The organism is Aquincola tertiaricarbonis (assembly GCF_000969605.1).
In the GTDB taxonomy this organism is placed as follows: Bacteria; Pseudomonadota; Gammaproteobacteria; order Burkholderiales; family Burkholderiaceae_C; genus Aquincola; species Aquincola tertiaricarbonis.
Map to the genome: position 1 here is coordinate 166,502 of NZ_JZUE01000010.1, position 21,671 is coordinate 188,172.

Here is a 21,671-nt window from a genome sequence, read left to right on the forward strand (position 1 = left end):
GAAAGCAACTCCGCGCGCATGAAACCCATCTGGATCGTCGACGACGACCAATCCATCCGCTTCGTACTCGAGAAGGCCCTGGCCCGCGAGCAGTTCGCGGTCCGCAGCTTCTCCAACCCGCGCGATGTGCTGAGTGCGCTGGACGAGGAAGCACCCCAGGTGCTGGTGAGCGACATCCGCATGCCGGGTGGCTCGGGCATCGAGCTGCTGAGCAAGGTGAAGGCGCGCCATCCCGGCCTGCCCGTCATCATCATGACGGCCTACTCCGACCTGGACAGCGCGGTGTCGGCCTTCCAGGGTGGCGCGTTCGAGTACCTTCCCAAGCCCTTCGACGTGCCCAAGGCGGTGGAGCTGATCCGCCGCGCGGTGGACGAGAGCATGCGCGAGTCGGTGATCGACGAGCGCCAGGCCGAAATGCCCGAGATGCTGGGCCAGGCCCCGGCGATGCAGGACGTTTTCCGCGCCATCGGCCGGCTGAGCCAGAGCAACGTCACGGTGATGATCACCGGCGAGAGCGGCTCGGGCAAGGAGCTGGTGGCCCGCGCTCTGCACAAGCACAGCCCGCGCGGCAACGGCCCGTTCGTGGCCATCAACACCGCCGCCATCCCCAAGGACCTGCTGGAGAGCGAGCTCTTCGGCCATGAGCGCGGTGCCTTCACCGGCGCACAGACCATGCGCCGCGGCCGCTTCGAGCAGGCCGACGGCGGCACGCTGTTCCTCGACGAGATCGGCGACATGCCGTTCGACCTGCAGACCCGGCTGCTGCGGGTGCTGAGCGACGGGCAGTTCTACCGCGTGGGCGGCCACCAGCCGCTCAAGAGCAACGTGCGGGTGATCGCCGCCACCCACCAGAACCTGGAGGAACGCGTCAAGCAGGGCGTGTTCCGCGAAGACCTGTTCCACCGACTCAACGTGATCCGGCTGCGGCTGCCCGCGCTGCGCGAGCGCCGCGAGGACGTGCCCGCGCTCACCCGCTTCTTCCTGCAGAAGAGCGCGAAGGAACTGGGCGTGGAGGCCAAGCGCATCACCGATGCCGCGCTGGAACGGCTGATGGGCTTCGACTTCCCCGGCAACGTGCGCCAGCTGGAAAACGTGTGCCACTGGCTCACGGTGATGGCGCCGGCCCAGGTGGTGGAAGCCAAGGACCTGCCGCCGGAGCTGCTGGCGGTGTCGCCTTCCATCCCGATGATGGTGCCGCCGCCGTCCGATGCCGCCGCGCCTGCGGCCAGCCACTTCGAGCCGGTGGTGTCGGCCGGTGGCGTACCGGCCAGCCCGTTGCATGAGCCGGTGGGCCAGGGCGGCGCGCCGCCGACGGGTACGCCCGCCGGCTATCCGCCGCTGTCGTCCGACCCGGCGGGCATGGCCGGCGGCCTGGGTGGGCTGGGCAGCGCAGGCGGGCTGGGTGGCCTGGGTGGCCTAGGCAATGCGGGCAGCGGGGGGCATGCGGCCACCGGCATGCCGCCGGCCGGCGGGCCACGCCCCTGGCTGGCCGACCTGGAGCGCGAAGCGCGGCAGCTGCTGGAAGCCGGCTCGCCCGAGGTGTGGGACATGCTCACGCGCCAGTTCGAGGGCCAGCTCATCCACACCGCGCTCGACATCACCCGCGGCCGCCGCATCGAGGCGGCGCACAAGCTGGGCATCGGCCGCAACACCATCACCCGCAAGATCCAGGAACTGGGCCTGGACGACTGACGCGCCCCGCGCGGGCGCTTCATGGATTCAAGCCGGGCGGTGCGCCGGCCGATACCCCAACGGTCTCTAGCCGTTGTAAAGGTTCGCCGTGTCGCTGTTGAACCGCCTGCGCTTGTCCCACAAGCTGTGGGCCGCCATCCTGTGCCTGCAGTTGCTGCTGGTGACGGCCGGCGGCCTGGGCCTGATGCGTTCATTCGCCATGGCGCGCGATGCCGCCGGCGCCGAAGCCGCGCTGGCCCGCCTGGCCGAACGCGCGGTGCAATGGAAGGCCGCCGCCGAGGCCGCTGCCATCCGCAGCATCGCCGGCGCCATCGGCGCCGACCCTGCGGTGGCCGCCTGGTTCAAGGACGCGGTGGCTGCCGATCCCCAGCGCATCGCGGCGCTGCGCGACGAAGTGCTGGCCCTGGCCACCTCGCCGGAGGACCAGGCCATCAGCGACCGCGTGCGCGCCCTGGGCAGCACGCTGGACGCGGTGAACGAACGCATTCGCCAGGCGATGACCGCGGGCGATCCATCGGCGGTGGAAGAGCTGGTCAAGCAGCAATACGAGCCCGCCACCAAGGCCTATGTGGCCGGCATCGACGAATTCGCCGCCTGGCAGGTGCAGCGTGCCCAGCAGGCCCGGCTCGATGCCGAAGCCGGGCGCGCGACGCTGGCCTGGGAACTGGCCGCCGGTGCGCTGGCGGTGCTGGTGATGTCGGGCGTGGCCGGTGCGCTGCTGGTGCGCTCCATCCAGCGGCCGCTGGACCAGGCGGTGCAGGCGGCCGACGCCATTGCACAGGGCGACCTTACCCGCCGCATCGACACCACGCGCGGCGATGAATTTGGCGCACTGATGCGCGCGCTGCATCACATGAACGGTGCGCTCTCCACCATGGTGGGCAGCGTGCGGGCTTCCACCGAAGGCCTGCAGCAGGCCTCGGCCGAGATCGCCAGCGGCAATGCCGACCTCTCCAACCGCACCGAGCAGGCGGCCAGCAGCCTGCAGGAAACCGCGAGCGCGATGGAGCAGCTGACGGGCACCGTGCGCCAGAGCGCCGATGCCGCCACCACCGCCAACCAGCTGGCCCATTCGGCGGCCGAGGTGGCCCAGCGCGGCGGCACCGTGGTGGGCCAGGTGGTGGCCACGATGGACGAGATCCAGGCCAGTGCGCGCCGCATCGCCGACATCATCGGCACCATCGATGGCATCGCCTTCCAGACCAACATCCTGGCGCTGAACGCCGCAGTGGAAGCGGCGCGGGCCGGCGAGCAGGGCCGCGGCTTTGCGGTGGTGGCTTCCGAGGTACGCAGCCTGGCGCAGCGCTCCGGCGAGGCCGCACGCGAGATCCGCGGGCTGATCGGCAGCAGCGTGGAGCGGGTGGACACCGGCAGCCGCCTGGTGGGCGACGCCGGCCGCACGATGCAGGAGATCGTGGCCAGCGTGCAGCGCGTGGCCGACATCGTGGGCGAGATCACCGCCTCGGCCAGCGAGCAGAGCCAGGGCATCGGCGAAGTTGGCCAGGCCGTCAGCCAGCTCGACCACATGACCCAGCAGAACGCGGCGCTGGTGGAGCAATCCGCCGCCGCCGCCGAAAGCCTCAAGGCGCAGGCGGTGAGCCTGTCCGGCGCCGTGGCCCGTTTCCGCGTGGTGGCCGGCTGATCGCCCGACCCCGCATCCCGTTCCTTTGGAATCCGCAGTGGAGTGATGACCCGATGAAGTTCGAGAACCTGCGCCTGTCAGGCAAGTTGTGGGGCGTGATGGTGGCGCTGCAGGTGGTGATGGTGGGCGGCGCCGGCGTGGCGCTGCAGCAGGCCACCGCCATCAGCGACCAGGCCCTGGCCGACCAGGCGAGCAGCCATGCGCTGGTGGAGCAGGCCACGCTCTGGAAAGGCCTGACCGAGACCGCCGTGGCCCGCAGCATGGCCGCCGTGGTGAGCACCGACCCCGCGGTGGGCGAGCTGTTCAAGGAGAACGTGGCCAAGGACGCGCCCTTCATCACCAAGCTGCGCGAGCAGCTGATGAAGAAGGCGCAGACGCCCGAGGACAAGAAGCTGGCCCCGGTGATCGCCGCCAACGGCAAGGCCGTGCTGGCCACCAGCGCCAAGGCCAAGGAAGCCGGCGCCAGCGGCGACCGCGCGAAGATGGACAGCATCCTCAAGGGCGAGTACCAGCCCGCGGTGGCGGCCTACCTGGCCAGTATCGACGAGTTCGGCCAGCTGCAGCGCCGCAAGGCCGAGCAGGCCGCGGCCGACGCCACCAGCGCGCGCAGCCGCGTCATCACCATCGCCGCCGGCCTGGGCCTGCTGGTGCTGGTGCTGGGCGCAGCCGCCACGGCCATGCTGGTGCGCTCCATCCAGCGTCCGCTGGACGAGGCGGTGCAGACAGCCAATGCCATCGCCGAAGGCGACCTGACCCGCCGCATCGACACCAGCCGCGGCGACGAGATCGGCGCGCTGATGCGGGCGTTGCGCCACATGAACGATGCGCTGGCCGGCATGGTGGGCAGCGTGCGCCAGTCCACCGACAGCATCCACCATGCGTCGTCGGAGATCGCCACCGGCAATGCCGACCTGTCGATGCGCACCGAGCAGACGGCCAGCAACCTGCAGCAGACGGCCAGCAGCATGGAGCAGCTGACGGGCACGGTGCGCCAGAGTGCCGATGCCGCCAGCACCGCCAACCAGCTGGCGCATTCGGCGGCCCAGGTGGCCCAGCGCGGCGGCGACGTGGTGACCCAGGTGGTGGCCACGATGGGCGACATCCAGACCAGCTCGCAGAAGATCGCCGACATCATCGGCACCATCGACGGCATCGCCTTCCAGACCAACATCCTGGCGCTGAATGCGGCGGTGGAAGCCGCCCGCGCGGGCGAACAGGGCCGCGGCTTCGCGGTGGTGGCCGGCGAGGTGCGCAGCCTGGCCCAGCGCAGCGCCGAAGCCGCCAAGGAGATCAAGAGCCTGATCGGCGCCAGCGTGGACCGCGTGGAATCGGGCACCCGCCTGGTGGGCGATGCCGGCCGCACGATGAACGAGATCGTGGCCAGCGTGCAGCGCGTGAGCGACATCATCGGCGAGATCACCGCCTCGGCCGCCGAGCAGAGCATGGGCATCGGCGAGGTGAACACCGCCGTCACCCAGCTGGACCAGATGACGCAGCAGAACGCGGCGCTGGTCGAGCAGTCGGCCGCCGCGGCCGAAAGCCTGAAGTCGCAGGCCGAGCAGCTGGCCGGCGCGGTGTCGCGCTTCCGCATCGCGGCCTGAGCAGGGCCCCCAGGCGCGCGGCGCTGTGACGCGAACTCAGGCGGCCGGCAGGCCCAGCTCCACCACCACCGGTGCGTGGTCGCTGGGCCGTTCGTTCTTGCGCGGCAGCTTGTCGATGGTGCAGGCGGTGACGCGAGGCTTGAGTGCCGGGCTCACCAGGATGTGGTCGATGCGCAGGCCCTGGTTCTTGCGGAAGGCCAGGCCGCGGTAGTCCCACCAGCTCCAGCTCTTGGGCGGCTGGTCGAACAGCCGGAAGGCATCGACCAGGCCCATGTCCAGCAGGGCGCGGAAGTGCGCCCGCTCTTCCGGCGTGCAGTGGATCTGCCCGGCCCAGGCCAGCGGATCGTGCACGTCGCAGTCTTCCGGCGCGATGTTGAAGTCGCCCATCAGCACCAGTTGCGGATGGGCCGCCAGCTCGCTGGCCAGCCACGCGCGCAGGCCGTCGAGCCAGCGCATCTTGTAGGCGAACTTGTCGCTGGCCGGCGCCTGCCCGTTCGGGAAGTAGGCGCCGATCACCCGCACCCCGGCCACCGTGCCGGCGATGACGCGGGCCTGCTCGTCCTCCACGCCCACGATGTTCCTGGCGATGGCGTCGGCCGGCGTGCGCGACAGCAGCGCCACGCCGTTGTAGGTCTTCTGGCCGAACCACTGCGGGTGGTAACCCGCGGCGCTCAGCGCCTCATGCGGGAACTTGTCGTCGGTCAGCTTGGTTTCCTGCAGCACCATGGCATCGGGCTGGTGCAGGGCCAGCCAGTCCAGCAGCTGCGGCAGCCGCACGGCAAGGGAGTTCACGTTCCAGGTGGCGAGTTTCAAGGCCGTCCTAACCGATTGGATTTGAAAGGGGCGCGTGCGCCAGGCGGGTCGAGGCTGCCCCGCCACTTCTTGCGCGTGCACGCTTCAGGTCGGTGCGTCGCGCGGTGTTCTTGGCATCCTACAAGCTGAGCTCCTGCATCCTGACGCAGGCCGCGCTGCGCCGGGCTGACCGTGATGCAAGTTAGGGGGGCTCGAACACGACGGATCCCAGGCCCGGCACGGAGGCCATGAGCTGTGCTACGGTGACTTCGAGCAGGAGGGCACTTGCACCATGAGACAGCTTCATGCACTCGGCCTCACCGTCATCATGGTCGCAACGCCGGGCTTCGCATCGTCGACGCCACAGGATGTCTTTCTCGACAAGGTGTTCGACTATCGCTGGGAAAGGGCAACGGGCTCGGTGAGGGAGCTTCCATTCAGCTTTGCGCCAGCCGCCGATCTCGACATTTCCTCGATTGTGGCTTCGAACGTTGCGATGACCGGACGCTTTGGTGGTGCACTGAGTCGCATGGATGGCGGCGTGAACGACATCAACGTTCCGGCGACTCTGCTCGTGCAGCTCACGCAGCAGCCCTTTGGAACGCAGCTCCGGCTGAGAGATGAGCAGCGGAAGGTGCTTGGCACGAACCCCGTGGATCTGGAGCTTGGTGTCGCAGGCACCAGGACGTTCACCCCGCGGCTCGGCAGCTATGAACTGCTCACGGTGATGGGCGGCCTGCCGGAGTCCAGCGTCAAGGCCACCGGCGATCTGCGCGTTGCGTTGCGCAACACGCTGTCGGTTCAGGCGCCCGCCTCGCAGACAACCCCGCGCTCGGGTCTGCTGCAGCGCCTGGACAACTGGCGCGATGGCTTGCAGGACCGCCTGTTCTTCTTCAACAGCGACTCGAATGAGCGGCCGACCCTGACGCCAGGCTATCTCGACAGACGGACCGACGCGACCGACCTGCTGCGCAACGATTGGCAGTCGAACGCGGCGCCGACCCTTGGCGACCTCGGCATATGGCTGCAAACGGCTTCGCCGGCTTCGATAGCCCACTCGCTGCCGGGCACCTCCGCGCCGATTCGTCTCGAGTTCGACCTCTCGATCCTTGAGCCGAACACGACGTTCCGTGTGCTGCTTGGTGGATTCACTGTCTACCGAACCGAATCCTTTGCAAGCGCCGTGAGCCTGCGGCACATCGATCTCACGCTGCAGCCTGTCGACGCCACCGAGATCACCTTCCTGGTCGATTCGGGCGTCGCAGGGAGTTCCGCCGTCGTCTCGAACATCAGCGTCGGCGACATCCGGCTGGAGCAGGGCGAATGGGCCACGCGAGACCACGGTGCTGCCACGTGGGTCTACTCGGTGACAAGCGCGCAGATCGACACGATCAACGCGCTGACAGCGGTGCCCGAGCCCGCATCGGTCGTCATGATGCTGAGCGGCCTCGCTCTTATCGGGGCAATGGCAGGTCGCCGCGCCACATGGCCGCCGGCCGGCTGGGGTGGCCTGCCAAGCAGCCAGGTCAGACGCGGACGCCCTGATTGAGCCCATGACTTTGGCGGGAGGCGCAGGAGAGCCCTCTTCGCCAGCACGAACCTGGACGGTCAGCTCTGCCAACGTGGCACGGAGCAGTTCGTGCCCGTGGGCATGACCGCCGACACCTGGCGACTGCCAACGTAGGGGTACCGCCGGCACATCCGGCGACATGACACTCGGCGCTGGATCGAGCGCCCGCCGTGGTCACTGGCGGCTGCTCCAGGCGTGGGAGGCGACGGATGCCATCAGGAGCGATCTGCAAGTGGGTGGTGTTTGTGTTGATGGCCGTCTCGACGCTCCCGACGCGTGGGGCACCTGCTGCAAAGACGGCAGCCACACGGCAGGCGGCCGCCGCGAGCGTGCCAGTGCCGGCGACGGCGGAGGACATCACCCTCGACATCGAAGTGCAGACCTCGCGAGCCAATCCGGTCGTCGGCTCCGACCTCGGCATCACCGCGGTGTTCAAGAACACCTCGAAGCGTGCCAAATCGGCCCCGCGCGTGCGCCTGCCTACACCCTTGCCGAGGTGGCCGACTCCGCCTGGACGCAGATCATGATGGAAATGCGCTACCTGTTCTTCTCGCCCGGGGACTACAAGATCCTCGTGCAGGCCAAGGTGGGCGCCAACGAGCTGCCCACCGAGCCGGGCTACTACACCTTCTCCCAGGTGGCCACCATCAAGGCCGGCGCGCCCCAGTTCGTGATCATCTTCGGGGCCATGATCGGCGGGCTCGCCTGTTGGCTGCTGTTTCCAGGTCAAGACCGAGCCATTCCACGCGATGGCTCCTGGGGGGCGAGCTTGTGGAAGGTCAGCGCGAACGCTTCTGCCATTCTCGGTGTCTTCCTGTATGCCGCCATCATCACCATCCTGATGGCGCGCCTGTCCGAGTCCCAGTTCCTGGTGAAGATCAGCGTCACCGACTTCTGGGGCGCAGTCGTGGTGGGCTTCACCGCCCAGTACGTCGGCAAGGCGGCGCTGGACAAGTACCTGCCGGGCCGTGGCGGCGAAGAGCGCAAGCCTGCTGCTGCGATGGTTCAGCAGATCCTGGACGATTCCCCCGGGACCGCGGCGGCTTCACCCAACCACCGACCCGGCATCCTGAAGCGGATTGCAAGCCACCTGACCCACAAGCAAACCTAGGCGGCCCGGCGGAGCTACCCGGAATCTCCCCGGGTCCAGTCCTTTCACGCCGCTGTCAGGGTCACAGCGCACACCTGAAAAGCCTGATGACAAGGCCCAGCCTGTCGAAATCGCATCGATCCGGGTGTCATCCGGGTAGCAGCGTTCCGGTGAACTGGGCGGCGCAGACAGCCGCACGTCGCCAGCTGCTCGGTCGACATCCATTCTTCCTCGATACCGCACCACGACAGGACCCCACCATGCACTACATGCTTCTGCTCAACGAACCCGCGAGTGAATTCGCCAAGCGCGACGACCCCGCGCAGGCTGGCGCCTACTGGGGCGGCTGGAATGCCTTCATCGGCGCCATGGCGCAGGCCGGCGTCATCGTCAAGGGCGATGGTCTGCACGGGCCGCACACGGCCACGACGGTGCGCATCCGCGATGGCAAGCGCGTGGTCCAGGACGGTCCGTTCGCTGACACCAAGGAGCAACTGGGCGGCTACTTCGTGATCGACGTGCCGGATCTGGACACCGCGCTGGCCTGGGCGGCCCGGGCGCCCTCGGCTTCGACCGCCTCGGTCGAAGTGCGGCCGGTGATGCCGCCCCCGGCGCCCTGAGCATGGACGACCCGCGTCGGGCCGCGGAAAAGGCGGCCCGGGCTTCCTACGGTCGCCTGCTGTCGATCCTGGCGGCGCGCTCGCGCGACATCGCGTCGTCTGAAGATGCACTGGCCGAAGCCTTCCTGGCCGCCTTGCGCAGCTGGCCGTCGGCGGGCGTGCCGCGCAATCCCGAGGCATGGCTGCTCACTGCCGCGCGCAACAGCGCCAGGAACACGGCCCGTCACCGGGCGGTGGTCGACGCGTCGGTGGCGGACCTGCTGCTGCTTCACGACGAAGCCGCACCCGAGCAGCCGGACATCCCCGACGACCGGCTGAAGTTGCTGTTCGTGTGCGCCCACCCGGCCATCGAGGAAGCCGCGCGCGCACCGCTGATGCTGCAGACCGTGCTCGGCCTGGATGCGGCACAGATTGCGGCGGCCTTCCTGGTGGCCCCGGCGACCATGGGGCAGCGCCTGGTGCGCGCCAAGGCCAGGATCAAGGACACGGGCCTGCGCTTCGAACTGCCTGCGGCCGAGGACATGTCCTCCCGGCTGTCCGACGTGCTCGACGCCATCTATGCGGCCTACGGCACGGCCTGGGACGCGGTGGCCGGCGCCGACACCGGGCAGCAGGACCTGGCCGATGAAGCGTTGTTCCTGAGCCGGCTGCTGGTCGCCCTGTTGCCCGACGAGCCGGAGGTGCGCGGCCTGCTGGCGCTGCTGCTGCACTGCGAAGCGCGCCGCGCCGCGCGCAGGGGGCCGGACGGCAGCTTCGTGCCCCTGAAGCTGCAGGATACCCGGCTGTGGTCGCACGAGATGATCGTGGAGGCCGAGAACGAACTGATCGCGGCATCCCGCGCCGCGGTGTTCGGCCGCTACCAATGCGAAGCGGCGATCCAGTCGGTGCACGCACAGCGCGCCATCACCGGCCGCACTCGGCATGAGGCGCTGGCCGTCCTGTACGGGCTGCTGGCCGACCGCTGTCCGAGTACCGGGGTACTGGTGGCGCGCGCTGCAGCCCTGGTGGAAGCCGGCGCGCATCGGCAGGCCCTCGATCTGCTGCTCGGCCTGCCGCCGGCCAGCGTCTCCAGGTACCAGCCCTACTGGGTGACGTTGGCGCATGCGCGTGCGGCCGCAGGCCAGCGTAGCGAGGCGTCCGAGTCCATGCAGACCGCGATCGGGTTGACGGAGGACGCCGCCGTCCGACGCTTCCTTGCCGACTGGCGCATGACGCCTTGAAGGGTTCTTGGCCGGACGGCCCCTTCCGTGTGGGTGAAGGGTGGCCGCTGAACGGATCGAAACAGGCGGTCATGCGCGCAATGTGCGCCTCATCGCCCGGGCGGCTCGATCAGCACCCACAGCCGCGCGATGCGGCCGTCGACGATCTCCGCCGTGTCGAAGCCTTGCACCACGGGTGGCTGGCCCGGTTCGCCGCCGGTCCAGAGCAGGGTGGCCATGCCGTGGTGGCCCGCTGCCATGCCTTGGGCGGCGAAGCGGAAGCGGGGCCCGAACCGCTGCAGCAGTTCGCCCGCAATGCGGTGGATGTCGCCACGCCCGTGCACCGGACCGGCGGGCTCGTACATCACGGGCGCTTCGGTGTACAGCGCTGCGACGGCATCTGCGCGCCTCGCATCGTCGCGCTCGTTGAACACACGCTCCAGGTTCGCCTGGAGCAGCGCGTCGACATCGGTGGGTGCTTCTCTGCTCATGTCGATGGCCTCAGGCAAAGCGCACCAGTTCCTGCGCGGCCAGCGGCCCGCCGGGAAACTGGCTCAGGCGGCCACCGCCGGCCAGGCTGCCGAGGTCGATGCCCGCAAAGCCCAGCGCCTGCACCAGCGTGCCCACGGCCTGCTTGGCGGCCGTGTCGTCGGCTGCCAGGAACAGCACACGCTGACCACCACGCTGCGCCGGATCGCCTGCCACGAGGGCCGGCTTCAGGTGGTTGAAGGCCTTCACCACCCGGGCGCCCGGCACCAGGCCGGCGAACACCTCGCTGGAGCTGCGACCCTGCAGTTCCACCGGCTTGAACAGCGGTGCCTCGATCGGGTTGTTGGCATCGATGACGATGCGGCCATCGAAGTCGGGCAGGCCCGCCAGGGCGGCCGGCAGCTTCGACCAGTTGACGGCCACCAGCACCATCTGCTGCGCCGCCGCTTCCTCGCGCGTGCCGGCGCGCACGCTGGGGCCGATGGCCTGCACCAGGGCCTGCAGGCTCTGCGGCCCGCGGCTGTTGGACAGCACCGCCGGGATGTCGTGCCGGGCCAGGGCGTGGGCGAAGGCGCTGCCGATCTGGCCGGCGCCGATGATGCCGATGGAGGGCAGGGTGTTGCTCATGTTGAAGCTCCTTGGGTGGGTGGCGATTCAGGCGGTGAAGCCGCCGTCGGCCAGGATGTCGGCGCCGGTGACAAAACCGGCCTGCGGGCTGGCCAGGAAGGCGACCACGTTGGCGATGTCGTTCGGCTGGCCATAGCGGCCGACCGCGATCTGCGGCGTCAGCCGGCGGGCCAGCTCGCCATCGGCCGGGTTCATGTCGGTGCCGGTGGGGCCGGGGTGCACGGTGTTGACCGTGATGCCGCGCGGGCCCAGGTCGCGCACCAGGCTGCGGTTGAAGCCAGTGATGGCGCCCTTGGTCAAGGTGTAGAGCGAGGCACCAGGGAACGAGGCATACCGTGTCATCGAGCTGCCGATGTGCACGATGCGCCCGCCGTCCTTCATGTGGCGCACCGCCTCCTGCGTCGCGACGAAGACGCCGGTCACGTTGACCGCGATCATCGATTGATAGTCCTCGAAGCGGATGTCCTCGATCGGGCCGCCCAGCGCGATGCCGGCGTTGTTCACCAGGATGTCCAGGTAGCCGAAGGTGTCGACGGTGCGGGCCACGGCGGCACGCACCTCGTCCGGCTGCCCGGCATCGGCGCGCAGCGCCAGGGCGCGTCCGCCTGCGGCGACGATGGCGGCGGCGACCTGCTCGGCCTGCGCGGCCGATCCGGCGTAGGTGAAGGCGACCTGGGCGCCCTCGGCGGCCAGGCGCCGCACGATCGCTGCGCCGATCGAGCGCGATCCGCCGGTGACCAGCGCGGTCTTGCCGGCCAGCGGTTGGAAGGAGGTGGTCGGGTTCATGTTCACTCCTGGTGAGGGCCGATGGCTTCGGCATGGAGTGACTGTCGCCCGGCGATTGCCCGCTGATAAGTGGCGAATCGCTTGGAGCATCTTCAAGCGTCTGTTTAACATCCGGCCATGGAAACCTTGGCCAACCTCGAGTCCTTCGTGCGCAGTGCGGAGGGCGGCAGCTTCTCGGCCGCGGCGCGGCGCCTGGCACTCACGCCGGCCGCGGTGAGCCGCAACGTGGCCATGCTCGAGCGCAATCTCGGTGTGCGGCTGTTCCAGCGCTCCACCCGCCGGCTGACGCTGACCGAGGCTGGCGAGGGCTTCCTGTCGGCCATCGGCGGCACGCTGGAGTCGCTGCAGAGCGCCATCGCCGCGGTGTCGGCGGAGGACGGCCAGCCGGCCGGCGTGCTGAAGGTGAGCCTGCCGCCCACCTTCGGCCTGGGCCATGTGCTGCCGCTGTTGCCGGACTTCCTGCAGCGTTACCCGCGCGTGCAGCCGGAGTGGCACTTCGAGAACCGCGCGGTGGACCTGATCGCCGAGGGCTACGACGCCGCCATTGGCGGCGGCTTCGACCTGGCGCCGGGCGTGGTGGCGCGCACCCTGGCACCGGCGCACATCGTCCCGGTGGCATCGCCCTCGTTCCTGCAGCGCCACCCGGCGCCGTGCGCGCCGGCCGACCTGATGACGCTGGACGGTGTGGTGACCCGCTCGCTGGCCACCGGCCGGGTGCGGACCTGGACCCTGCGCAATGCAGCGGGCGACGAGGCCGCTGCCGTCCTGCGGCCTGCCGTGGTCGTCAACGACCCGGCCGCGGCGCGGGAAGCGGCGCGCCTGGGCCTGGGCATCGCGATGCTGGCGGTGCCCGATGCGCTGCCCGCGCTGGAATCGGGCGAGCTGGTGCGGCTGCTGCCCGCATGGTGGGCCGATGCCGGCGCGATCTCGCTGTACTACGCCAGCCGCGACCTGTTGCCGGGCAAGACCCGTGCGTTCATCGACCACGTGGTCGAGGCCTTCAGGCAGCAGGACCTCGCGCGGCGTTTTGCGGGCAGCCTGGGGTGATGCGGTTGGGCACGGGAGATCTGTGCCCGGCAGCGGCAAAGCTGCCACCCTGGAAGTGCTCGGCCACCGGATCGGGCGACACCGCATGCAGCAGGGCGGGCTCGAAACCATCGGCGCTGTGCACGGGCTGGTAGCCCAGTTGCTCGGCGGCCCGGTTGTCGTACCAGCTGCGGCGATTGGCGGACACGCCATACACCACCTGGTGATGGAGGTGCGCTGTCAGGCCGATGCCGATGAGCTGCGCCAGGTCCTCGGGATGCACCCAGTGCGCAAGCGCACGGGCGTCCACCGGACGGGGCCCGCAGGAGCCGATGCGGATGCCCAGGGCCCGCAGCCCGTGCTTGTCCGCATGCAGGCTGGCCAGCGCCTCCATGAACACCTTGGTCACCCCGTAGCGTGAATCGGGCCGTGCAGGCGCGTCGGCATCGATGCGCTGGCTGCGAGGGTAGTAGCCGACGGCATGGTTGGAGCTGGCATACACGATGCGCTGCACGCCGGCGTCCACGGCCGCTCCCCACAGGCAGGCCACCGCCTGCACGTTGGCATGCAGCAGGGCCGGCCAGTCGGCCTCCCGCGGGTAGCCGGCGAAATGCACCACGGCGTCGACGCCCTGCAGCAGCTCCCGCACGCGGGCCGGATCGGCGAGATCCGCCAGGTGCATCTCGTCCGCAGCCGGGTCGTCGTCGTTGACGGCGATGTCGGTCAGCCGCAGGGTTTGGCAGCGTGCAGCCAGGTAGGGGCGCACGGCGCGCGCCACCTTGCCGCCGGCACCGGTGAGCAGCACGCAGGCGGGCCAGGGGGAGGGGGAGGCGGGGTTCATGGTCGGGTCCTCTCGACGGGTGGCGATGGTCGCATTATGGATTTCATAAAATATATGAACGGACGTTGATTTTATAAAATGCACGCTGTAGAGTGGCTGCCATGGACGCGATCAACACTCCCACCTACCTCCGCCTGCGCGAGCAGATCCGCGCCGACATCGTTGCCGGCATCTGGGCGCTGGGCAGCCATGTGACGCTGGCGGAGCTGAGCAGCCATTACGGCGTGAGTGCCAACCCGGTGCGTGAGGCGCTGCTGCAGCTGCAGGGTGAAGGCGTGGTGGACATGCGCATGCACCGCGGCGCCGTCATCCCGCAGGTGGATGCGCGCTACATCGACAACGTGTACCGCCTGCGCGGCGCGGTGCAAGCGATGCTGGCGCGCGACGCGGCCCGCCTCGGCAGCGATGTGCAGATCGAACGGCTGCAGGCGCTGGCGGAGGCGCATGAGGCGGCCGCCGCCAGCAACGACGTGGCGGCCTGCGTCAAGGCCAACCGGGCGCTGCACCGGCACCTGGACGGCATGGCCGACAACCCCCTGGCGCTGGAGGTGCTGGAGTCGCGCTCCAGCCTGGTGGATGCCTTCCGCCGCGCGCATGGCTATGGCGGCGGCCGGCTGGACAGCGTGATCGCCCAGCACCGCAAGATCGTGCGGGCCATCGCTCGCCGCGACGAGGACAAGGCGGCCGCCGCCGCCATGGAGCATGTCGAGGCCTCGCGCCGCGACCTGCTGCGCCTGCTCGATCAGCCCGGCCGAGGCTGACGCCCGGTCCGGGCTGGCCGGACCCTTCTTCCACTGGAGACACCATGAAGTTCCCTTTCCGGCGCCGCCTGGCGCTCGGTGCCGCCGCTGCATGCCTGCTCGGCGCGGCCGCCACCCCCTCCCAAGCCGGCGCCTGGCCCGAGCGGCCCGTCACCCTGTACGTCGGCTTCGCGCCTGGCGGCGCGGCCGACATCGTGGCCCGTGTGCTGGGCGAGGAACTGGGCAAGCGGCTCGGCCAGCGCGTGGTGATCGAGAACAAGAGTGGAGCCGGCGGCAACCTGGCCACGCAGGCCGTCGTCTCGCAGCCGGCGGACGGCTACTCGGTGCTGCTGGCGGCCATCAACCTGGCGACCAACCCGGCGTTGATGGGCGTGAAGTACGACCCGGCGACCGACCTGCAGATGGTGGCCCAGGTGACGAGCGTTCCGGTGGTCATGCTGGTGCCCGCCGCCGGCAGGCTGAAGACGCCGGCCGACGTGATCGCCGCCGGCCGCATCGAGCCCGGCCTGAAGGTGGGATCGGGCGGCAACGGCACCTCGTCGCACCTGGCGGCCGAGCTGTTCTCGCGGGCGGAGAAGGTGCGCATCCTGCACGTGCCCTACCGCGGCGGCGCGCCGGCCAACCAGGCGCTGATGGGCGGCGAGCTGGACCTGATGTTCGACCTGATGTCGGGCTCGCTGAAGTCGCTGATCGACGGCCAGCGCATCCGCCCGCTGGCGGTGATGCAGGACAGCCGCATCGCCACCCTGCCCAACGTGCCCAGCGCCAAGGAGCTGGGGCTGGACAGCAGCACCCACATCCGCAGCTGGCAGGGCCTGGCAGTGCGCAGCGGCACGCCGGCCGACATCGTCGACAAGCTGCATGCGGCGACGGTGGCGGCGGCCAGTTCGCCCCAGGTGCGCGAGCGCATCGAGCAGCTGGGCTCCGAGCTGACCACCAGTCGTTCTCCGGCCGAGTTCCAGCAGCTCTACCGCGCCGAGCTGGTCCGTTGGACCGGGATCATCAAGGCCGCCAACATCCGCACCGAATGAAGATCACCGCCATCGAGTGCCACCTGATGCAGGCCGGCGCTCCACCGCACACCGGCTGGAGCGCCACCGGCACCAGCGCCCTGGCCGCCAGCCGCAACTGGCTGTTCGTCACCGTGCACACCGACGCCGGGCTGGTGGGCACCGGAGAAGGCTCCGGGTGGCCGCGGGTGGTGCGCAGCGCCATCGAGGACCTGGCGCCCCTGCTGTTGGGCGAGCCGGCCTTCGACATCGAACGGCTGGGCCAGAAGCTGCGGGTGGCCATGATGGGCCATGGCCAGACCGGCGTGGTCGGCATGGGCGCGCTGGCCGCCATCGACATGGCGCTGTGGGACCTCAAGGGCCAGGCCCTGGGTGCTTCGGTCGCACAGCTGCTGGGTGGCCATGTGCGCGCCCGCATCCCGTACTACTGCCATGTGGCCGACGCGGCCCAGGCACAGGCCGCGGTCGCACGTGGCGTCAAGGCGCTGAAGGTGGGCGGCCGGGCCGGCGTGGTCGACCGCGCCTTCGCGGTGCGTGCCGCGGTGGGCCCCGGCATCGACCTGATGGTGGACCTGCACGGCCCGCCCTGGTCCAGCGCGGCCGATGCGGTGGCGGTGGGCCGTGCACTGGAACCGCTGGACCTGCTGTTCCTGGAGGAACCCGTGGCGCCCGACGACATCGACGGCTGGAAGCGCGTGCGGGACGGCGTGGCGTTGCCGCTGGCCGGCGGTGAGCGCCTGGCCACGCTGGCCGACATGCAGCGCTTCATCGAGGCGCGGCTGCTGGATGTGCTGCAGCCCGACACCGGCCGCTTCGGTGGCCTGACGCAGATGCGCAAGCTGGCCGGCCTGTGCGAGGCCCATGGCCTGGTGATCGCGCCGCATTCCGGCTCGCTGGGGCCGGTGGCCGAGTTCGCCGCGGTGCACTTCATGGCGGCCACGCCCAACGTGCTGGTCCTGGAACGCATGGAGCCCGACTGGCCGGGGCGCGACGCGGTGGTGACGAGCCGCCTGGCGGTGTGCGACGGCACGGTGGCCGTGCCGGAACGCCCGGGGCTGGGCGTGGCGCTCGACCTGGCGGCGGTGCAGGCCCACCCCAGCCAGCGCAACTGCGCCATTGCCAGCGGCGGCTGGAATGCGGGCACCGAACACGAAGCGATCTACCTGCAGCCCTGCCGGCCGCGCGCGGCACTCACCCGACGGAAGCAAGACGATGAATGACCATTCGACCCCTCTCGACCGCCTGACGGCACAGCGGCTGGCGGCCGTTTCCACGGCCACGCTCACCACCGTGCTGTTCAAGCGTGGCTTCCGCAACACCTTCCTGCAGGGCCTGCGCCCGCTGCACGGCGCCGGCCAGGCGATGGTGGGCCGTGCCTTCACGCTGCGCTACATCCCGGCGCGCGAGGACCTCGATGGCCTGCGCGCCTTCGACGACCGGGCCCACCCGCAGCGCGTGGCGGTGGAGCAGTGCCCTGCGGGCAGCGTGCTGGTGATCGACAGCCGGGGCGACGCCACGGCCGCCTCGGCGGGCAACCTGCTGGTCACGCGGCTGCAGCAGCGCGGCTGCGCCGGCATCGTCACCGACGGCGGCTTCCGTGACAGCCCGGAGATCGCGCAGATGGCCTTTCCGGCCTACCACCAGCGGCCCTCCGCGCCCACCAACCTGATCCGCCACCATGCCATCGACCTGCAGCTGCCGATCGCCTGTGGCGGCGTGGCGGTGTACCCCGGCGACGTGATGGTGGGCGATGCCGAGGGCGTGGTGGTCATCCCTGCAGGCATCGCCAGCGAGGTGGCCACTGAAGCCTACGAGCAGACCATCTACGAAGACTGGGTGGCCGAGCGGCTGGGGCAGGGCGATGGCCTGTTCGGGCTGTATCCGCTGACCGACGATGCACTGCGGCCGCGCTTCCAGGCGTGGAAGGCGGCGCAGGCGGCCCGCTACCCCCACCGCGTTGCGGGCTGACATGCGGCACGTCTCCCGGCACCAGCACCTGGACGGGCGCGGCAGCGCCATGACCGAGTACCGCGTGCACAACCGCGTCGGCGAGAACCCGGTGTGGGACGCCGGCAGCGGCCGCCTGCTGTGGATCGACGTCCGGCGGCAGCAGCTGCTGTCCATCGACCCCCAGTCCGACGAGCCGACGGTGCAGCACTGGCAGCTGGACGAGCCGGTGGGTGCCATGGCGCTGTGCGCCGACGGCCGCGTGCTGCTGGCGCTGCGGCGGCGGCTGGTGCTGCTGGACCGGCGCGACGGCAGCCTGAAGCCGGTGGCCGAGGTGGACACCGAGCCACCGGGCAACCGGTTGAACGACGGCAAGGTATCGCCGGGCGGGGGCTGGTTCGTCTTCGGCTCGATGAACGACGGCAGCCACAAGCTGCCCACCGGCAGCCTGCATGTGCTGGGTGCCGACGGCCGCGTGCGCCGGTTGCGCGGCGGCCTGTGCGTGGCCAATGGCATCGCCTTCAGCCCGGACGGCCTGCAGATCTACTTCTCCGACAGCCATGCCGGGCAGGTGTGGGTCGCGCCCTGGGACGAGGCACGGGGCGACCTGGGCGCGCCGCGGCACTTCGTGTTCAGCGGCGAGGCGGAGGGCCGGCCCGACGGCGCCGTGGTCAACCGCCGGGGCGACTACCTGTCGGCCGGCGTGTCCGCCGGGCGGCTCAACCGGTTCTCGGCCGACGGCCTGCGCCTGCCCGCGCTGCACCTGCCTTGCCGCGCGCCGACCATGTGCTGCTATGGCGGACCGTCGCTGCAGTGGTGGTTCGTCACCTCGCTGGTCCGCCCGGAGTGGACCGCCGGACCGCCGCAGGACGATGAGCAGCACGCGGGCAGCTGCGACGGCAGCCTGTTCCGCCTGGTGTCGGACGGTCTGGGCCTGCCGGCCGCCAGCTTCCGCTTCCTTTAGACAAGGCCGCGCCAGGCGCACGCCCAGCCAAAGCGCACGTCCGCAAACATTTTATTAACTGGACTATCCATAGTCCGCGACCCTGGAGACAACGATGCAACACAGAGTCTTGGCGCTCGCAGCCCTGGCCACCCTCACCGGCGGCACCGGCATGCCCGCGCATGCGCAGTCCAACGTCACGATCTATGGCCGCTTCGACCTGGGCGTCACGCGGCAGAACGACGGCACCTCCAGCTTGAGCGGCAGCAACGGCCGCCTGGGCCGCGAGGGCGAGCGCTGGGACGTGCGCCACGGCTCCGAGAGCCGGCTCGGCTTCCAGGGCGTGGAAGACCTGGGCAGCGGGCTGCGCGCGGGCTTCCAGATCGAGCATCGGTTCCGCAGCGACACCGGCGAAGCCGATCCGGTGTTCTGGAAGGCGCGCTCCTATGTGTACCTGGAGAGTGCACAGGTGGGCACGCTGTATCTCGGCCGCGAGTACGTGCCCGCGTTCTGGCCCGCCTTGAAGACCGACCCGTGGCTGTGGGACACGGTGGGCTCGCCCGGTCTCAACCACCAGTTCGCGACCTACCGCATCGACGGCCATGCGCGCGGCAACAACTCGGTGGGCTACAAGACGCCGAAGTGGAACGGCTTCAGCGCCAACGTGGCCGTGGCGGCCGGCGAGGCGGCACGCGACCGCGCCACCGGCGCCAACGTGGAATACGCCAGCGGTCCGCTGTACGCCGGCCTGGGCGTCGACCGCCAGAACGCCGACACGCGGGTGGTGGTGGCCGGTGCGGCCTATGACCTGGGCTGGGTGCGACCGATGTTCACCTACACCGATTCACGCGTGGCCGCCAAGGACGTGGTGAACCTGACCCTGGGCGCCTCCGTGCCGCTGGGCCGGGGCATCCTGCGCGCCGCCATCGCCCGGCTCGACCCGGACGGCGATGACAACAACATCACCAAGCTCGGTCTGGGCTACGAACACCTGCTGAGCAAGCGCACCTCGGTCTATGCCGACCTGGGTTCCGCCAGGCAGCAGGGCCGGCTGGCCGGCGTCGAGCGCACGCGCACCACCGCGGTGGACTTCGGCCTCAAGCATTCCTTCTGAACCCCCGAAGCGGCACTACAACGATGCGAAGAACACCAAGGGCCTGCTGACCACCGGCACCTGGGACCCCAACGACGACAGCGTGTTCACCAACGGCGACCAGTCGGTCAAGGGCAAGAAGATCGCCTTCGGTGCCTTCCAGAACGTGACGGCGCTGTTCGACGAGCGCACCACGGCGGTGGCCGACCATGGCTGCACCGTGCCGGCCGGCTACGTGGCCCATGCCTGGCTGCAGAAGGACCGCAGCGGCCGCGAGCACACGGTGCTGGGCGTGTGGAAGATGACGCCGCTGCCGGTGGCCGACACCGCCGAGCCGCGGGCCGTGGTGTCCATCAGCTGCAGCAGGCTGGCCTGGCGCGAGCCGCAGCGACCGCTCTACATCGACCTGATGGACGGCCGCGCCTACCGCATGCCGGCTGCCGCCGTGGGCGCCGCGGCGGGCGGCGGCGTCAAGGTGGAGGTGCCGGTGGCCGACTGGCCGGTGCTGGTCGCCGATCCCGGCTTCGTGGCCCGGTCGCTGCGGTGATGGCCATGCCTGCGCATTCGCCCTTCCTGAAACTGATCGGCGGCGAGTGGGTGCTGTGCAGGGTGCGGTGTGGTCTCGGCGCTGGCGCTATGCGGACAGGCGCTGCGTCACCGGCTGCTCGGTCGCGACGATCACGCCGATGAAGGTGGAGGCCTTGTCCACCAGCACGCGCACGCAGTCGGCGGTGGCGGCCGGCTGTCCGCACACGGCCACTTCCAGCTTCATCACGTCCTGCGCCGCATAGGCGTAGTCCACGTGCAGCAGGTCGAGGCCGCGGGCCGCGTACAGGCCGAGGATGCGGCACATCAGGCCGGCATCGCGGTCCATCAGGTAGGTCTGCACCAGGCGCGGTGCGCGGGAGAAGAGGTCTTGGGCGTTCATGCTGTCTTCCGGTGATCCACAAGGGCGGGCGCGCGAGGCGCCGGCGGCGGTGCGCGTGGATCGAAGGACAGCGGACGGAAAGAAGCTGGCTGCAACATCGACCCGGCTGACCGGGACGACGCGCACGTGCCCGGTCAGCGCGGAATTCGAATGATCGCGATGAGGACCAGGGGCAGGCGGGCAGGCATGGCGCGAGTCTAAGCCAGCGCAGCGCCATGGATGCGGGTTCGTCGGGCGCAGGGGAATGTTCCGCCGTGGTCGCGCGTATGCCTGGGTGTGCCGGGGCGCATGGGGCGCCTGCAGCACATCCACATTGCAGGAGCGAGCAAGATGAAGACCCGGATCCTTGGCCAGTTGGCCTGTGCCGCGGCGCTGTGCGCCGTGCCCTTCGCCAGCCATGCCCTGAGCGGCATCACCGACACGGCGGGAGACTTCCTGCCCACCTTCGCCGGCAGCATCACCAGCACCGACCTGGACGTGCTGAGCGCCACCGTCACCTACGACGCCGGCAAGGACCTCTTCGAACTCACCAGCACCATGGCCGGCGCGATCGGCTCCACCGACAAGGGCTTCTACGTGTGGGGCGTCAACCGCGGCAGCGGCGTGGCCAACTTCCAGGCCAGCGGCATCACCGGCGTGCGCTTCGACAGCGTGGTGCTGCTGCGTCCCGATGGCACCGGCAGCATCGGCGGCGTGGGCCTGGCGCCTGGCTCGGTGAAGATCGCCGGCAACTCCATCACCGGCTACGTCAGCGGCTCGCTGCTGCCTTCCACCGGCTTCAACAAGCTGGACTACACCTGGAACCTGTGGCCGCGCGACGGCGCCTTCACCGGCTTCGCCGCCATCTCGGACTTCGCGCCGGACAACGCCAACTTCACCAGCACCGCCGGTGTGCTGGCCGTGCCGGAGCCCGGCACCACGGCTTTGATGCTGGCCGGCCTGGGGGCCGTCGGCCTGCTGGCCCGGCGCCGCCGCCCCACCTGAGGGCGCAGCGCCTGCCGCTTCGGTCGGCCG

At 70.2% G+C, this 21,671-nt stretch carries 22 protein-coding genes; 16 read left to right on the top strand and 6 right to left on the bottom strand.

Annotated features, from left to right (window positions below; all coding sequences use genetic code 11):
• Positions 1-18: 18 nt before the first annotated feature.
• The 3 genes from ntrC to VO99_RS31850 all read left to right on the top strand — a co-directional run bounded on the left by ntrC (position 19) and on the right by VO99_RS31850 (position 4,935).
• The gene (ntrC, locus tag VO99_RS14355; protein ID WP_046113545.1) at positions 19-1,692 is read left to right on the top strand and encodes a nitrogen regulation protein NR(I); all 1,674 of its coding nucleotides are present in this window, start codon (positions 19-21) and stop codon (positions 1,690-1,692) included.
• Positions 1,693-1,804: 112 nt separating this feature from the next.
• On the top strand, positions 1,805-3,334 hold the full coding sequence (locus tag VO99_RS31845) for a methyl-accepting chemotaxis protein (protein WP_157039565.1): 1,530 nt from the start codon (positions 1,805-1,807) through the stop codon (positions 3,332-3,334).
• Positions 3,335-3,387: 53 nt separating this feature from the next.
• Positions 3,388-4,935: a methyl-accepting chemotaxis protein gene (locus tag VO99_RS31850; protein WP_046113631.1), complete on the top strand. Its 1,548-nt coding sequence runs from the start codon at positions 3,388-3,390 to the stop codon at positions 4,933-4,935.
• 36 nt (positions 4,936-4,971) lie between these two features.
• Here the strand turns inward: VO99_RS31850 and xth are convergent, their stop codons facing one another.
• Entirely contained in the window at positions 4,972-5,748 is a 777-nt protein-coding gene (gene xth / locus VO99_RS14370; RefSeq protein ID WP_046113546.1) for an exodeoxyribonuclease III, read from the bottom strand.
• 271 nt (positions 5,749-6,019) lie between these two features.
• Here xth and VO99_RS14375 point away from each other — a divergent pair, with 271 nt between their 5' ends.
• The 4 genes from VO99_RS14375 (at position 6,020) to VO99_RS14390 (ending at position 10,227) form a co-directional block, all read left to right on the top strand.
• Complete coding sequence (locus VO99_RS14375) at positions 6,020-7,276, top strand: PEP-CTERM sorting domain-containing protein (protein ID WP_046113547.1); 1,257 nt, start codon at positions 6,020-6,022, stop codon at positions 7,274-7,276.
• A 517-nt stretch (positions 7,277-7,793) separates the two neighbouring features.
• Positions 7,794-8,408: a hypothetical protein gene (locus tag VO99_RS14380; RefSeq protein WP_046113548.1), complete on the top strand. Its 615-nt coding sequence runs from the start codon at positions 7,794-7,796 to the stop codon at positions 8,406-8,408.
• A gap of 239 nt (positions 8,409-8,647) precedes the next feature.
• Entirely contained in the window at positions 8,648-9,007 is a 360-nt protein-coding gene (locus VO99_RS14385) for a YciI family protein (protein WP_046113549.1), read from the top strand.
• A 2-nt stretch (positions 9,008-9,009) separates the two neighbouring features.
• Positions 9,010-10,227, top strand: a complete 1,218-nt coding sequence (locus VO99_RS14390) for an RNA polymerase sigma factor (protein WP_046113550.1) — start codon at positions 9,010-9,012, stop codon at positions 10,225-10,227.
• 89 nt (positions 10,228-10,316) lie between these two features.
• Here the strand turns inward: VO99_RS14390 and VO99_RS14395 are convergent, their stop codons facing one another.
• Genes VO99_RS14395 through VO99_RS14405 form a run of 3 tightly spaced genes read right to left on the bottom strand, consistent with a single transcriptional unit; the run spans position 10,317 to position 12,108 of the window.
• The gene (locus VO99_RS14395) at positions 10,317-10,715 is read right to left on the bottom strand and encodes a nuclear transport factor 2 family protein (protein WP_198156946.1); all 399 of its coding nucleotides are present in this window, start codon (positions 10,713-10,715) and stop codon (positions 10,317-10,319) included.
• Positions 10,708-11,322 (bottom strand): NADPH-dependent F420 reductase, encoded by a 615-nt coding sequence (locus tag VO99_RS14400; RefSeq protein WP_198156947.1) that lies wholly within the window; start codon positions 11,320-11,322, stop codon positions 10,708-10,710. Before VO99_RS14400 ends, VO99_RS14395 begins: the two co-directional genes overlap by 8 nt.
• Before the next feature lie 27 nt (positions 11,323-11,349).
• Positions 11,350-12,108, bottom strand: coding sequence for a 3-oxoacyl-ACP reductase family protein (locus VO99_RS14405; protein WP_046113551.1), 759 nt, complete (start codon positions 12,106-12,108; stop codon positions 11,350-11,352).
• A 117-nt stretch (positions 12,109-12,225) separates the two neighbouring features.
• On the opposite strand from VO99_RS14405, the gene VO99_RS14410 reads away from it, so the two are divergent.
• Positions 12,226-13,155, top strand: a complete 930-nt coding sequence (locus VO99_RS14410; protein WP_046113552.1) for a LysR family transcriptional regulator — start codon at positions 12,226-12,228, stop codon at positions 13,153-13,155.
• Here the strand turns inward: VO99_RS14410 and VO99_RS14415 are convergent.
• Positions 13,109-13,975, bottom strand: a complete 867-nt coding sequence (locus VO99_RS14415; protein WP_046113553.1) for an NAD-dependent epimerase/dehydratase family protein — start codon at positions 13,973-13,975, stop codon at positions 13,109-13,111. The genes VO99_RS14410 and VO99_RS14415 overlap by 47 nt on opposite strands.
• A 101-nt stretch (positions 13,976-14,076) precedes the next feature.
• On the opposite strand from VO99_RS14415, the gene VO99_RS14420 reads away from it, so the two are divergent.
• The 7 genes from VO99_RS14420 (at position 14,077) to VO99_RS14450 (ending at position 20,276) form a co-directional block, all read left to right on the top strand.
• On the top strand, positions 14,077-14,736 hold the full coding sequence (locus VO99_RS14420; protein ID WP_046113554.1) for a GntR family transcriptional regulator: 660 nt from the start codon (positions 14,077-14,079) through the stop codon (positions 14,734-14,736).
• A gap of 44 nt (positions 14,737-14,780) precedes the next feature.
• A complete protein-coding gene (locus VO99_RS14425) occupies positions 14,781-15,767 on the top strand; it encodes a Bug family tripartite tricarboxylate transporter substrate binding protein (RefSeq protein WP_046113555.1) in 987 nt (328 codons plus the stop codon).
• Positions 15,764-16,966, top strand: coding sequence for a mandelate racemase/muconate lactonizing enzyme family protein (locus VO99_RS14430; RefSeq protein WP_046113556.1), 1,203 nt, complete (start codon positions 15,764-15,766; stop codon positions 16,964-16,966). Before VO99_RS14425 ends, VO99_RS14430 begins: the two co-directional genes overlap by 4 nt.
• On the top strand, positions 16,959-17,714 hold the full coding sequence (locus tag VO99_RS14435) for a ribonuclease activity regulator RraA (protein WP_046113557.1): 756 nt from the start codon (positions 16,959-16,961) through the stop codon (positions 17,712-17,714). The genes VO99_RS14430 and VO99_RS14435 overlap by 8 nt, the downstream gene beginning before the upstream one ends.
• A 1-nt stretch (position 17,715) precedes the next feature.
• Complete coding sequence (locus tag VO99_RS14440; protein ID WP_052736331.1) at positions 17,716-18,657, top strand: SMP-30/gluconolactonase/LRE family protein; 942 nt, start codon at positions 17,716-17,718, stop codon at positions 18,655-18,657.
• Positions 18,658-18,751: 94 nt separating this feature from the next.
• Positions 18,752-19,750: a porin gene (locus tag VO99_RS14445; protein ID WP_083440598.1), complete on the top strand. Its 999-nt coding sequence runs from the start codon at positions 18,752-18,754 to the stop codon at positions 19,748-19,750.
• Between the two features lie 82 nt (positions 19,751-19,832).
• The gene (locus VO99_RS14450; protein ID WP_046113559.1) at positions 19,833-20,276 is read left to right on the top strand and encodes a hypothetical protein; all 444 of its coding nucleotides are present in this window, start codon (positions 19,833-19,835) and stop codon (positions 20,274-20,276) included.
• 87 nt (positions 20,277-20,363) lie between these two features.
• Here VO99_RS14450 and VO99_RS14455 read toward each other — a convergent pair whose 3' ends face one another.
• A complete protein-coding gene (locus tag VO99_RS14455; RefSeq protein WP_046113560.1) occupies positions 20,364-20,657 on the bottom strand; it encodes a hypothetical protein in 294 nt (97 codons plus the stop codon).
• Between the two features lie 330 nt (positions 20,658-20,987).
• Between VO99_RS14455 and VO99_RS14460 the strand changes: the two genes are divergently transcribed.
• Entirely contained in the window at positions 20,988-21,641 is a 654-nt protein-coding gene (locus VO99_RS14460) for a PEP-CTERM sorting domain-containing protein (RefSeq protein WP_046113561.1), read from the top strand.
• Positions 21,642-21,671 lie beyond the last annotated feature (30 nt).